General features: G+C 30.2%; 14 protein-coding genes. 4 read left to right on the top strand and 10 right to left on the bottom strand.

The window, feature by feature from the left end; genetic code table 11:
- Nucleotides 1-51 precede the first annotated feature (51 nt).
- Entirely contained in the window at nt 52-1,221 is a 1,170-nt protein-coding gene (locus Q0678_RS08690; protein WP_299056700.1) for a hypothetical protein, read from the top strand.
- A 75-nt stretch (nt 1,222-1,296) separates the two neighbouring features.
- Here Q0678_RS08690 and Q0678_RS08685 read toward each other — a convergent pair whose 3' ends face one another.
- The 5 genes from Q0678_RS08685 to Q0678_RS08665 form a co-directional block, all read right to left on the bottom strand.
- Nucleotides 1,297-1,647: a nicotinic acid mononucleotide adenyltransferase gene (locus Q0678_RS08685; protein WP_299056699.1), complete on the bottom strand. Its 351-nt coding sequence runs from the start codon at nt 1,645-1,647 to the stop codon at nt 1,297-1,299.
- 374 nt (nt 1,648-2,021) lie between these two features.
- Entirely contained in the window at nt 2,022-2,585 is a 564-nt protein-coding gene (locus Q0678_RS08680; protein WP_299056697.1) for a DUF3575 domain-containing protein, read from the bottom strand.
- Between the two features lie 52 nt (nt 2,586-2,637).
- On the bottom strand, nt 2,638-5,919 hold the full coding sequence (locus Q0678_RS08675) for a hypothetical protein (protein WP_299056695.1): 3,282 nt from the start codon (nt 5,917-5,919) through the stop codon (nt 2,638-2,640).
- 153 nt (nt 5,920-6,072) lie between these two features.
- Nucleotides 6,073-6,567 (bottom strand): methylated-DNA--[protein]-cysteine S-methyltransferase, encoded by a 495-nt coding sequence (locus Q0678_RS08670; protein ID WP_299056693.1) that lies wholly within the window; start codon nt 6,565-6,567, stop codon nt 6,073-6,075.
- Entirely contained in the window at nt 6,567-7,331 is a 765-nt protein-coding gene (locus tag Q0678_RS08665; protein WP_299056691.1) for a TatD family hydrolase, read from the bottom strand. The genes Q0678_RS08670 and Q0678_RS08665 overlap by 1 nt, the downstream gene beginning before the upstream one ends.
- A gap of 129 nt (nt 7,332-7,460) precedes the next feature.
- Here Q0678_RS08665 and Q0678_RS08660 point away from each other — a divergent pair, with 129 nt between their 5' ends.
- Both Q0678_RS08660 and Q0678_RS08655 read left to right on the top strand, forming a co-directional pair.
- Nucleotides 7,461-8,813 carry a DEAD/DEAH box helicase gene (locus tag Q0678_RS08660; protein WP_299057166.1) on the top strand — a complete coding sequence of 451 codons (1,353 nt, stop codon included), beginning with the start codon at nt 7,461-7,463 and terminating at the stop codon, nt 8,811-8,813.
- A gap of 30 nt (nt 8,814-8,843) precedes the next feature.
- Nucleotides 8,844-9,209: a Na(+)-translocating NADH-quinone reductase subunit F gene (locus Q0678_RS08655; protein ID WP_299056689.1), complete on the top strand. Its 366-nt coding sequence runs from the start codon at nt 8,844-8,846 to the stop codon at nt 9,207-9,209.
- Nucleotides 9,210-9,292: 83 nt separating this feature from the next.
- Here the strand turns inward: Q0678_RS08655 and Q0678_RS08650 are convergent, their stop codons facing one another.
- Entirely contained in the window at nt 9,293-10,138 is an 846-nt protein-coding gene (locus tag Q0678_RS08650; protein WP_299056687.1) for an OmpA family protein, read from the bottom strand.
- A 115-nt stretch (nt 10,139-10,253) separates the two neighbouring features.
- Between Q0678_RS08650 and Q0678_RS08645 the strand changes: the two genes are divergently transcribed.
- Nucleotides 10,254-11,246 carry an FAD:protein FMN transferase gene (locus Q0678_RS08645; RefSeq protein WP_299056685.1) on the top strand — a complete coding sequence of 331 codons (993 nt, stop codon included), beginning with the start codon at nt 10,254-10,256 and terminating at the stop codon, nt 11,244-11,246.
- A 27-nt stretch (nt 11,247-11,273) separates the two neighbouring features.
- Here Q0678_RS08645 and Q0678_RS08640 read toward each other — a convergent pair whose 3' ends face one another.
- Genes Q0678_RS08640 through Q0678_RS08625 form a run of 4 tightly spaced genes read right to left on the bottom strand, consistent with a single transcriptional unit; the run spans nt 11,274 to nt 13,841 of the window.
- A complete protein-coding gene (locus Q0678_RS08640) occupies nt 11,274-12,041 on the bottom strand; it encodes a class I SAM-dependent methyltransferase (RefSeq protein WP_299056683.1) in 768 nt (255 codons plus the stop codon).
- A 5-nt stretch (nt 12,042-12,046) separates the two neighbouring features.
- Nucleotides 12,047-12,856: a type I methionyl aminopeptidase gene (gene map / locus Q0678_RS08635; RefSeq protein WP_299056678.1), complete on the bottom strand. Its 810-nt coding sequence runs from the start codon at nt 12,854-12,856 to the stop codon at nt 12,047-12,049.
- A 54-nt stretch (nt 12,857-12,910) separates the two neighbouring features.
- Nucleotides 12,911-13,309: a BT0820 family HAD-type phosphatase gene (locus tag Q0678_RS08630; RefSeq protein ID WP_299056676.1), complete on the bottom strand. Its 399-nt coding sequence runs from the start codon at nt 13,307-13,309 to the stop codon at nt 12,911-12,913.
- A gap of 1 nt (nt 13,310) precedes the next feature.
- On the bottom strand, nt 13,311-13,841 hold the full coding sequence (locus Q0678_RS08625) for a thioredoxin family protein (protein WP_299056673.1): 531 nt from the start codon (nt 13,839-13,841) through the stop codon (nt 13,311-13,313).
- Nucleotides 13,842-13,843: the final 2 nt, after the last annotated feature.

Genomic DNA, 13,843 nt, shown 5'->3' with positions numbered 1-13,843 from the left:
TCAATTTTGTAAAAAGATACATTAATAAACAAATTCAATTATTAAAAAAAAATGAAAAAATCAATTTTATCAATCGTAGCAATCGCAAGTTTAATTTTTACAAGTTGTTCTCTAAGTGAAGACGACAACGTTGTTATAACAGGTGGTGAGGTAACTGCTCAAAATTTAGCAGGAAATTTAACATCAGATTTAACTTTAAACTCGGGTATTGCTCATAATTTAACAGGTGCTCTTTTAGTAAAATCAGGAGCTACCTTAACAATAGAAGCAGGTACTACAATCAATGCTTTAGCAGGTGGTACAGATGTTTATATTTTAGTAGAAAGAGGTGGTAAAATTATAGCAGATGGTACTGCTGCAAATCCAATTAAATTTTCTTCTAGTGCAACAATACCAAAAGCTGGAGATTGGGGTGGTATTATTTTAAATGGAAATGCGCCTATAAGTAGACAAGATGGTGCAGATAGCAATGCTGCTACAGAAGTTAAGAATTCTATTTTATTTGGAGGTTCTGATGCTGCAGACAATTCTGGTATTTTAAACTATGTAATTATGGAGTATACAGGTGCAAGAATAGATGATGAAGCAGAACACAATGGTTTAACCTTAAATGGTGTAGGTTCTGGAACAACTATTTCTAACATTGCAATTTTAAATGGAGATGATGACGGAATTGAGTTTTTTGGAGGAACGGTAGATGCTTCAAATATCTTGGTTGTAAATGCAAAAGATGATATGTTCGATTTTTCGCAAGGATATGTAGGTACTTGTACAAACTTATACGGAATTAGAGAAAATGGTTACACAGCGGTAACTTCAGACCCAAGAGGTATAGAGGCAGATGGTAATTTAGATGGTAATTCTCCTTCAGACATCAACGAATCTAATTTTACAGTTAATGGTGTTACCATTATTAACAATGCAAGCGGTGTAGAAATGTCTGACGGTATAAAAATTAGAAGAGATGCTACTGCAACAATAACAAATGCTTATTTAGCTTTAGGAGCTGGTGCAACTTTTAGTGATGTAATAGATTTACAAGATGGTAAATCTGATGCTACTGAGGCTACTTCTATTACTGCAGTTGCAAATACTGCAAATGGTTTAGATATTTTAGATATTAAGAATACTACTACTGGTGGTGCAAGTATTTCTTTAACAGCTGGTACTTCTGGTGGTGCAGATGCAACTGTTTTTGCTTGGACAGGCTATACTTTCTAAGAAAAAACAAATATTCTATAAAAAAAAGCAGGCTTTAAGCCTGCTTTTTTTATAGAATAATATGAAATGAATTCTTTAGTCGTTGAAAGCTAATCTAGATTCAGATTTCCAATCATTAACACTTACAATAAAATTATCCTTGTAAGTTATTTCTTTAAGAGAAGCATCGTTCCAGATAAACCATTTACCTACCTTGTTACCCTCGTTGTATTGTGCTATTTGTGTTTTGTTTCCATTTATATCATAGCTAGTCCAAGTACCTGTTAGCTTTTTGTTTTTAAAAAAACCTTGAACCTTAACATTACCATTATCAAAATAATAAGTAGCTTTTACTAACTCTCCTTCTTTTTCAAAAGTTGTTTCGTTTTCTTGTGAAAAACCCTGTGCTGCTATAAAGAATACTGCTAATAAAATTAATTTTTTCATGATCTAAATATTTAAGTGAAATATGTAACTACACAAATATACACAAAAAAAATCAAAAAAGAAACATTTAGGTAATAATTTGGTAACATTAATTTAACATTGGAATTTTACTAACTTTAAACAAGTGCTAAATTCATCATTGATTAGATGTTTTTTTACCGCTAGATCCTAAGCAACGCTAGTTTTATAAATGTTGTAGTTAATGTGTATGTCAGTATTGTTTTAGTTTACCAATTGATATCAAAACTCCATATTTAAAATAAATAGAAGCTTGTGTAAGAAAATATTAGGAATGCTATTAATACAATCACATTTTAACGTGTTATTAAAAAAGGGTTGTTCTTGTTAAGATTACTAGAAGAAAAAAGGATTTATTAGAATCGATATCCTAAAGAAATTCCTCCTCTACCAACAGCTTCTAATGAAGTATTGTCTCCTCCTAAATTTCTTCCTACACCAAAATAGACTTCAGTAGTGAAACCTTTTTTAGAAACAAATTTACCACCTACAGAAATACCAACGGCAAATTGAGTTACAGATTCTTGATTGCTGTAGTCATAGTAATTACCATAAGAATCATAATAGTAATCATAGTTGTTGTTGTTATAAGAATGCAACATACCAAATCCTTCAACAAAAAAACCTCGTGCATATTGGTTAGAAAAATATCTTCTATAATAAGGTGTTAAAGAAAAGGTACGATATTCGTCTATATCTCTATCATTATTAAAACTTACCAAAGCGCCAATACCAAAAGAAGACTCTTCATTAATAAGATATTCGTAAGAAGCGTCTAAAAATTCAAAACCAATTAAGTTTAAAACATTTAGTTTTACTTCATACTTTTTATCTATGTCTTGCGGGTATTTTTCTTCTTTTTCTTGAGAAAAAATAAAAGAAGTAGTTAATAGCAGTAAGAATAATATTGTCTTTTTCATAGTGTTGTTTTTTATAAATTTAGTAAAATTATATCAATAAATATACCAATAATTAAAAAATAGCTTTTAATTGAATGCTACCCGTATGAATGGTTTTAGATAGCTCGCTTTTTCTGCCTAAATAACTTAAATTTAAATTTAATAAAGCATTTATTTTTTGGTTAAAAAGCACATTCCAAGTGTAATTTTTACCATTCTGTAAACCTTCTAACATTTGATAGGCAACTGGTGTGTTTGTATCTCCTTTAAAATTATTTAAAAATAGGTTGATATTTGCTGACACCTGGTTTTTTTTGCTGCTGATATAAAAATATTCGATACCAATTTTTTGCTGCTTTAATTCTTCAAAACTATCCAATTCATTCTTTTTATTCTTATAATGATAAAAAGCTGTTAGTCGATTGTCTTGGTTGTATAAAAAACTAAATTTTGGTGCCAATTCGATCGAGTTAATCTTGTAATTTCTATTAGTAAAGTTTTCTGTATTTAAATTATTTTTAGCACTTTTTCCTAGTACTTCAAAAAGCCAAAAATCTGCAAATTTATGGTTAAATTCTAGTTGATGTAATAACAAGTTGTTTTCTTGACTACCAATAAAATATTGTTGTTTTTGTGTGTTTTTACCAAACGTATATGTTGTACTGTATTTTTGTAGGTTTTTATTAAAATACAAACTATTTCTTATGTTTAGTTGCAGGCTTAATAGCTTGTTTTCATCAAAATTAAAAGGATTAAAATTAAAAGAGTCACCAATACGCTCTTGTTGGTTTTCTACATTTAAAAAAGTCTGGTTGTATAGTTTAGAAAGTACTTTTCGAAGCCCTTTTTTGGTAGACCATAAAGTAGGGTTTATGATAATTGATTGTGTGAATTTTGCTCTCTGAGTAGGTATAAATTGTAAGTTTGGTTTTGGCAATCGTAAATAAGATGCTTGGTCTGTAAATTCTGCAATTTCAAATTCATCAAAATCTTTTACACCATCATTATTATAATCAATCCAAGTATAAAAACCCAAACCGGGTTCTGTTTTTACATAAATATATTCTTGCCTAGCAATATTGCCAGAAGAGGTTTCGTATACTGTGTTTAAATGTATAAAATTATCAAATAATTTTTGACTGAAAGTCAACTTTGAGTTCAACGATTTTTCATCAGTAGAAAAACTATTTTCTGTAATTCTATAATTTGCAAACAGACTTAAATTAGTGTTTTTCTTTTTAATTAAATTACTATTTAAGTAGAGTGTTTTTCGGTTGTTTATTTCTGTAAAAGTATTATTTTTTATACTGTCATTATTACGGTAGTTAAAACCGAATTTCGCAAATACATTTGTAGTGTCTCCAACACCAAAATAAGTTTCAAATTCTTTAAATTGATGACTGGTGTTAATGTATTCTTTAGAAACATTATTTTTTCTACTATTGTTTTCAACATTGATAAATGTACCTAGCCATTTTTTATTAAAATTGTGTTCTATTTTTGTTTTTACTTTATAAAATGAATTTTTTTCTAAAGAAGAGGTGTTTTTTAAAAAGCTAGCATCTAAATAGAAAGACGTTTTATTTGCTGCTATTTTAGAAAGTATTTCGTGTTTGTTTCCTGTAAAAATATCTTTATACCTCAAGTCATTATACCGATATAAAACAAAGTCATCTTTTTTATTTTGAAGAGCTATTTCGGTCTGAAACAAGCTCTTTGTTTCGTTGTTGTTTAAAATATTCCAATCTCTATTAAACTCAACAGTTTCCCAACCTTGCTCTGTGTTAAAATTTTGTTGAACAAACTCATGACTAATTGTACTTTTTAATTGCCATTTTTTATCAATTAATACCTGTGTCCAATCTATTTTTGTAGCTAAGGCAACATTGTTTTCATCATCTTTCGTAGAAAATAAATTAGCATCATTATTACTTAAAGCAATTTCAGTATTTATAGTTCCTTTTTTACTCGTTTTATAATCTGCTTTAAGTACATAAGTTTGTGTTTTGGTAGGTGCGTTTAAACCAATAATTGGGCTATAATCGCCTAAATTTATACCAACAAATTTATAAATGTTGCCAATAGCTGTATTTTTTTCTAATTGATAATCTCCGTTGTTAACACCTACATTTGTAAAAGTTACAAAATAGAGTTCGTCAGATGCATTTGTAGAATGTTCAAAGATATCTACACTGCCAGTTATTGCTTTTTTGTAAAGTATTTTATTTTCATCATAATTACTTAAATAAGCACTTTCTGCAACCATTAAATCGGTATTATTACCTGCGTTTTCTAAAATTTGCTTTTGAGTGTCTGTTAAGTTATTTTGTATCGGTTGGTTTTTTGCATCATTTTCATTGTAAAAATAAGCGCTAATATTTAAGTTTTCGCTACTGTAATTTGCCTCTTGATAGGTAACAAATCGATTGTAATTTCTGTCAGCGTATTGAAATTCAACAGCAATTCTAAGATCATTTGTAATCGGAAAAGTAGTGTTAAAAGTAATTTCTGCTAAATTATAGTCTATGGTATAGTCTTTTTCTGCACCTTGTTCAATTAAAATTCCGTTAATAAAAACTTGTTCGCTGCCTTCTATCATAAGAATTGCAGCTTCATTATTTAAACCATAAATTTTGTAAGGCCCTTGATTGCCTTCTATACCCGTAAATGTGTAACTGTTAAATTTACCTCTAACAATTGCCCCAGAAGCTGCAACTTTTAATTTTTTATGTATAGAAGCTTCTACTCGCAAGCCAGAAATTTGTTTATTAATTGGCATAAAGTAACTGTCTTGGTTTTGTAAAGAAATGTCACCTGCTTTTACACGCCAATTATCAGTAAACATTTCTATAAAAATTCGATCAAAATCTGTAATATTTTGCGAATATCCGTTTTCTTGAATCGGTATGTTAGTATCCCAAATATTAGCTCTTAAAGTTACTTTTTTAGATAGTTTACCAGATATTTCTAAATCTAAAGCAGCATTGGTTACTGCATTTTGATTGTTACCACTAGTAATACCTCTAGAAATAAAACCCTTTGTTTGTAAGCCTTCAAAAAGAGTAGTTTCTGTTTTTTTTACATTTGATGTTAGGCGATATGCTTTTGCTGTGTTTACAGCATCGTTAATTATAATCTTTTCGTTAAAAGGCGTATATGTTTTTGTGATAAAATCTGGATAGGTAAAATATTCAACACTAATTGAAGTGTGTTTTTTAGAGTCAATAATTAATACAGCATTACTAAAATCGATCTCGTATTCTGTTGCAGGAACTATTTTAAAAGAAACATCTTTAATTTTAAATTTTTGTGGATTTATGGCTACCGTATCTATTTTAAGCGTATCGCTCTTCACTAAAAAAGTTTTTTGTCGAAACTCTTTAGAACTCGTTTGTGCTTGTGCCGATATAGCAATACACAAAAAAAGAAAAAACAGTATTTTTTTAACCATAATTTAGCACACATTATACAACGCAAAAAAGTGCATTTTAATGTACAATTGTAAAAATTAAAATAGCGATTGTTGTTTTGTAGGATTCTCGTGTGCAAGAAGCCACTTTTTACGCCAAATTCCGCCAGTATAACCTGTTAAAGAACCATCTGAACCAATAACTCTATGACACGGAATCACAATCCATAACGGATTTTTACCATTTGCACTAGCAACTGCTCTAATTGCTTTTACATCTCCCAGTTTTTTACTTTGTTCTAGGTAGCTAGTGGTTTTTCCGAAAGGAATTTTTAATAGTGATTTCCAAACTTTTTTTTGAAAATCCGTTCCTTTAGGATTTACAGTCAAATTAAAACTTGCTCTATTACCATTAAAGTATTCTTCTAATTGAACATAGCAGTCTTGTAGATCATAAGGTACAGGTTTGCTTAAATCATTTTTAGAGACTTCACTTTCTTCTAAAACAGTAATCTCTTGAATTCCATTTTTGTTGCCAGTAATTTTTGCAATGCCAATTGGTGTTTTACAATATGTAGTTTGTATTTCTAACATTAAATATTAAAGATCTCTTTAGCGTTCTGCGTTGTTATTTCTACAATTTTTTGATAAGGTAAATCGTAAATATCTACTAATTTATCTACAACATTAATAATGTAAGCACTTTCATTTCTTTTACCTCTGTAAGGTACAGGCGCTAAATAAGGTGCGTCGGTTTCTAAAACAATATTACTTATATCTATTTGATGTAAAAACTGATCAATTTTTCCGTTTTTAAAGGTTACAACACCACCAATGCCTAACTTTAGATTATATGAAATTGCTTTTTCTGCTTGTTCTAAAGTACCTGTAAAACAATGAAATATACCTTTTAAATCAGCTCCTTTTTCACTTTCTAAAACTTCAAAAACTTCATCAAAAGCATCTCTACAATGTATATTTATAGGTAGTTTTTTCTCTTTTGCCCACCTAATTTGAGTTTTAAAAGCCTCTTGTTGTTGTTGTAAAAAAGTTTTATCCCAATACAAATCAATACCAATTTCTCCTATTGCGTAAAAATCTCTTTTGTCTATCCATTTTTTAACATGTGCCAATTCTTCTAAATAGTTTTCTTTTACATAAGTAGGATGCAATCCCATCATCAAAAAAACATCTTCAGGAAAATCTTTTTCTAGTTGTAGCATTTTATCAGTATAGCTAGCATCAATAGCAGGTACAAAAAAACGAGTTACGCCCGCTTCTTTTGCTCGCTGCATCATTGCTGCTTGGTCTTCTTTAAATTGACTAGAGTATAAATGCGTATGTGTGTCTGTAATCATAAAAAATATTGAGATAGCAAAACTACACATTTACATAAATAATAGCTCTTTAAAATTGTTTTTTTGAACTCTTTAATAATAACTTACCACACAAAAACATTAATAGTATCTTTGCAAAAAATATTAAGAATGACTTTTGAAGATTTAGAAATTTCTAGACAACTACAATATGCTATTGACGATTTGGGCTTTGTAAATCCAACCCCAATTCAAGAACAAGCATTTTCTGTAGTTAGATCTGGTAAAGATGTAGTAGGAATTGCACAAACAGGTACTGGTAAAACATTTGCCTATATGTTGCCTATTCTTCAAGATTTAAAATTTTCTAAACAACAGCATCCAAGAGTGTTGGTTTTAGTGCCAACCAGAGAGCTTGTAATACAGGTTGTTGATGAAATTGAAAAGTTGTCTAAATACATTAATTGTCGTGTTTTAGGCGTTTATGGTGGTACAAACATCAACACGCAAAAACAAGCCATATTACAAGGACAAGACATTATTGTTGCAACACCTGGTCGTTTATATGATTTAGCATTAAGCAATGCTTTAAAATTGAAATCTATTCAGAAATTAGTTATTGATGAAGTAGATGTTATGTTAGATTTAGGGTTTCGTTTTCAGTTGATGAACATTTTTGATGTAATACCAGAAAGAAGGCAAAACGTACTGTTTTCTGCAACAATGACCGAAGATGTAGATGCTTTAATCTATGATTTCTTTAAAAATCCAGAAAAAATTTCGGTAGCATTAAGCGGAACGCCATTAGATAATATTGCACAAGTTTCTTACAACTTACCTAACTTCTTTACCAAAGTAAACTTGTTAAATCATTTATTGCATGACAAAGAAACTTACCATAAAGTATTAATATTTGTTGGTTTTAAAAGAACTGCAGATCTTTTGTTTAAGCATTTAGAAGAGGTTTTTAATGACGAAATGTGTGTTATTCATTCTAATAAAACACAAAATTATAGAATACGCTCTATTAGGCAGTTTGATGAAGGAAAAAACAGAATATTACTTGCAACAGATGTAATGGCACGTGGTTTAGATTTTGAGAATGTATCTCATGTTATTAATTTTGATACTCCAGAGTTTCCAGAGAATTATATGCATAGAATTGGTAGAACAGGTCGTGCAGAGAAAGAAGGAAAAACAATTCTCTTTTCTACAGAAAAAGAACAAGAGGCAAAAGAAGCTATAGAGAAATTGATGGATTTTAAAATTCCTATTTTAGAATTACCAGAAAGTGTAGAAATTTCTAAACTACTTACCGAAGATGAGCGTCCAAAAGAAGATCAAGGTATTTCTAAAAACAGAACCTCTTTAGAGTATGTTCCTGGACCAGCTTTTCATGAAAAAAGCGAAAAAAATAAACAAGTAAATAGAGGTGGTTCTTACCGAAGAGAAATTGCTTTAAAATATAAGAAGCCAAAAACTAGAGGCGATAAAAACTACAACAAACGTAATAAAAAGAAGTAAAATATATATTAAAAATACACCCGTAGAACTATGCAGATTTTAACACCACAAGAGTTGCACAATTTGGCAATGAATATCGTTGGAAAAAAACTTACAGCAATGGGCTATGAATTTCAGGCAATTAACAGTCAGCTAAAAAGACATCCCCAATTTGTTTTATTTAAAAAAGGTGAACCTACTATTTTTGTGCTAGTGAAGGCAACAAACAATGTGCAAAACCCAAATGAATATGATACTGTTTGGATGGAGACTTTTAAAAATCATGCTCAAAAACAAAACGCTAAAGTTTGGTTTGCAGGTGTTGGTTTAGCAAATGCAGAAAGTGTAGACAGCCCTGTTTTTAAAGATCAACCTTATTATGTAGCCTTTGATGATTTTATTAAAATAATAGCCTAATAAATTTATTACAAAGACTAGAATTATATGAAATAAAAAACCATCTCAATTGAGATGGTTTTTTTAGTGATAAACTATGTAAATTATTTAGCATCTTGCTCTAACAAATCAAAAAACTGATTTAATTTAGGCATAATAATAATTTTTGTTCTTCTGTTTTTTGCTCTTCCTTCTGCACTATCATTACCCGCTAAAGGAATGTATTGGCTTCTTCCGGCAGCAATTAAACGCTCTGGTTTTACACCAAATTTATATTGTAAAATTCTTGTAATAGAGGTTGCTCTTAATGCAGATAAATCCCAGTTGTCTTGCATTAAATTTCTTTTAATAGGAGTGGTATCTGTATGACCTTCAATCATCACTTCCATTTTAGGTTGATCGTTTACAACCTTAGCAATTTTTTCTAAAACAGTATACGCACCATCGGTTACATTGTAGCTACCACTTTTAAATAATAGTTTATCAGAGATAGAAATAAAAACAACTGTTTTTTCAACATTTACTTCTATGTCTTTATCTTGTATACCGTCTGTTAAGTTTTTAGTTAAGTGGTATTTAATAGCAAGGTTTAATGAGTCTTTTTGAGTCATTGCTTTTCTAACACCATTAATATACTTGTCTTTTTCGCTTAATTGAGAAATTACATTTTTAATATTATCAGAAGATGACTGCGTTAAAACAGTTAAGTTTTCTACTTGTTTTAAGGCAACTTTTTTATCTTCTTTTAAAGCCTTTACTTGCTCTGTTAAAGAAAAAACTTGCGATGCATCTTTTTCATTTTCAATTAAACATTTCTGCAAGCTTGCTTTTACATTTACTAATTCTGTTTTTGTTTTATCGTGCTTAGCTTGTAACGCAACTAAGTCTTTTTTTAGAGCACAAGAGCTTAATAAAACAGTGGTTAGTAGTAATAAAGATATTTTTTTCATTGTTATATAATTATATTAATCAAACAAATTTAACAAAATGTATTTACAAAAAGTAGTTATAATGATATTTTATGAAAACTTTATGCGCTATTTTTGTAAATATAAAAGATTTATAATGTTCTTTAAAAAAAGCTTTTTACTAATTACAATAGCAATGTTGTTATTAAGTTGTTCTACTACAACAAAAAATAACAATTATACCTTAAAGGGATTGGTGTTTGGCACCTCTTACAAAATAACGTATTTAAATGCGAACAATAATTATCAGAAATCTATAGATAGTTTGTTTTTTGAGATGAATCAGTCATTATCTACCTACATTCCAGATTCAGATATTTCTAGAATAAATAATGGAGATTCTACCGTTGTTGTAGATGCCTATTTTAAAGAAGTTTTTATAAAATCTAAGAAAATTTATAAAGAAACCAATGGGTATTTTGATCCTACAGTTGGTAATCTAGTAAATGCATGGGGTTTTGGGCCTAAAAAGGAAAAACAGAATTTAACTCAGGCTCAGGTAGATGAACAAATGAAATATGTTGGCTTTGATAAAGTACAATTGATTGACAATAAAATTATAAAGCAAAACAACAAGATTTATTTAGATTTTAATTCGATTGCAAAAGGGTATGGGCTAGATGTTATTGCGCGTTTTTTTGATTCTAAAAACATACACAACTATCTTATAGAAATTGGTGGAGAAATAAGAACAAAAGGGTATAAGAAGAATGACAAGCCTTGGATAATTAAGTTGGTAGATCCAATTGAGTCTGATGGTGCTACCGGATTTAAAAATATAAACCTTTCTAACAAAGCAATGGCTACTTCTGGAAATTACAGAAAGTATCGAGTAGCCGAAAATGGACAGAAATATGTACATACAATCAACCCTAAAACTGGTTTTGCATTCGAAAGTAATCTGTTAAGTGCTTCTGTAATTGCAGGGTTAGATTGTGCAGATGTAGATGCTTATGCAACAGTTTTTATGGCAATGGGTTTAGAAAAAACAACACTTTTTTTACAAGAAAACCCTAAAATTAAAAGTATTTTAATTTATATAAATGATGCTGGAAATTTAGAGGAATACTCTAATTATACTTATGATTAAATTTATTTTGAGGATCTTAATTAATTGCTATTTATAACAAACAGGTAAAATTTCATTTTTCATCAAACAGAATCGCTCTAATTTTTCTGGAGTTATTTTTTGCGTGTAGTTTACTTCGTCAACTTTAAAACCTACATTTCTTAACCGATCAAAATAATCTCTTCCGTAGACTCTTACATGGTCATATTGGCCAAAAATTCTTGCGCGTTCTTTACGATCTGTAATTGTATTGTCTTCAAAAGTTTTTTCTCTATTAAGATCTTGCGGAATCTGAAAAATACCAAATCCGCCAGGCTTTAAAACTCGATACAGTTCTTGCATCGCTTTTGTATCATCAGTAATGTGTTCTAACACATGATTGCAAAAAACAACATCAAATTCATTGTCTTTAAAAGGCAAGTTGCAAATATCGGCTTTTACGTCGGCTATAGGAGATTCTATATCAGAAGTAGTGTACTCTAAATTATGTTGCTTTCTAAAAAGGTCTAAAAAGCATTGCTCTGGCGCAATATGTAGCGTCTTTTGTTTTTTTGTTGAAGTAAAAAAATCAGTTTCCTCTTTTAAAAATAACCATAGCAGTCGGTGTCTTTCTAACGATAAAGTAGAGGGCGAAAGTGCGTTTTCTCTTTGTGTTCCATATCCGTAAGGTAAAAATTTACGAAAAGATTTACCATCAATAGGATCTGTAAATCGATTTCCCTTTAATGCGAAAGCAACAAAAGGCCTTACCCAATAGCTAATTTTAATAAGCCATGGTCTGGGTACAGTGTTTAATATAGATTTAAAGATAGACACTTTTGTTATCGTAAAGCTCTAAATTCATCTTCTTCATTAGTTGTAATTCCTAATGCTTCATGAACATATTTAAATGTAGAAAGTAATTCTGGTTTTCCGTTTACAATGGCAACATCGTGTTCAAAATGAGCAGATGGTTTGTTGTCTAGCGTTGTAATTGTCCAACCATCGCTATGTTGTCTTATTTTATGAGTTCCTAAATTTGTCATTGGTTCGATGGCAACAACCATACCTTCAACAAATTTTTTACCTCTACCTCTTTTTCCGTAGTTAGGCATTTCTGGATCTTCATGCATTTCTCTTCCCAAACCATGACCTACCAATTCTCTTACAACACCATAACCATGGTCTTCGGTAAATTTTTGAATGGCAAAACCAACATCGCCAACTCTATTGCCTACTTTAAACTCTCTAATACCAACGTATAAACTCTCTCTAGTAACGTCTAACAATTTTTTAGTTTCAGCTGCAATTTCACCAACGGCAAATGTGTAGGCGTGGTCTCCATAAAAACCATTTTTCTTAGCACCACAGTCTATAGAAATGATATCTCCCTCTTGCAACGGTTCTTTATTAGGAATGCCGTGTACAACTTGAGTATTCGGACTCATACAAAGCGTGTTTGGAAAATCATACAATCCTAAAAAACCGGGTATTGCGCCTTCTGCTCTTATAAAATCTTCTGCTAATTTGTCTAAGTATAAAGTAGAAACACCGGGTTTTACTTCTTTAGCAAGCATGCCTAGTGTTCTAGAAACTACCAATGCACTCTCGCGCATGATTTCTATTTCTTCTTTGGTTTTTATCTTAATCATCTTAAAAAATTGAACCGCAAAGTTACTATTTTTTAAGGAAAGACGTAGAGGGTTTTATTTTAAAAAAGAGAACAATCCTTTTTTCTTTTTAGGAGTTGGTTCGTAATTAAATAGCTCTTTGTATACTGCTGTCCAGCCAATAAAACCGCCAATATTTCTATCGTCTATAAAAAGATCTGCGTTTATTTTTCGGCTGTATTTTTCATTGTATTCTTCTTCTGGGAAACTTTTATTTACAGCATAAAACTCGATACCATTTTCTTTACAAAAGGCAACTGCTTCTTTAAGAGGTTTGCCAGACCTGTAGGTCCAAAGAATTAATCTGTATCCTTTTTCTTGAAGTTTTTTAAGCGTTTCAAAAGCAAATATTTGTGGCTTACCAATTTTAGGATACGCATCTTCTACAATGGTACCATCAAAATCTACAGCTACAATTAAAGTGTTGTTAATCATTTTACTTGCTTCTGTCGTAAAAATGTTTATATCCTTTGTTAGTAACAATTTTAAGCATGTCTTTTTCTAAAGACTCTCTAACACGCTCTACAAAACGACCGACTTCTTTGCCGTTTTTGTAAAAAATAAAAGTTGGTACTTTAAAAATATTTAGGCCTTCTTGTAAATTATCTGGTGTTCTTTTACTTCTGTTAACGGTTATCATTTCTACATTTTTTAAGTCGAAATTTGCATCGTCTAAAACTCTGTAAAAACGTGGTGTTTCTCTTTTACTATCACCACACCAAGTACCCATAAAACCTTTAATTGTATGGCCTTTTAAAGCTCTTTTTAATTGGCTAATGGTAACTTTATCTGCATTGTAATTGTCGTAGTTAGCATTAAACCACTGTTTGTAAGCATCATCAGCAAAAGATTCTTTATTAGCAATACCTACTAAATCTCCATTTTGATTTTTTGTAGCCGTTATTTTTTGTTGTGCATTGCAAGCGGATAATATTCCTATAAATGCAATTAAAATTAAATTTTTCATTT

The organism is uncultured Polaribacter sp., from assembly GCF_947497125.1.
Lineage (GTDB): Bacteria > Bacteroidota > Bacteroidia > Flavobacteriales > Flavobacteriaceae > Polaribacter.
This window is presented reverse-complemented; position numbering and strand designations above follow the sequence as displayed.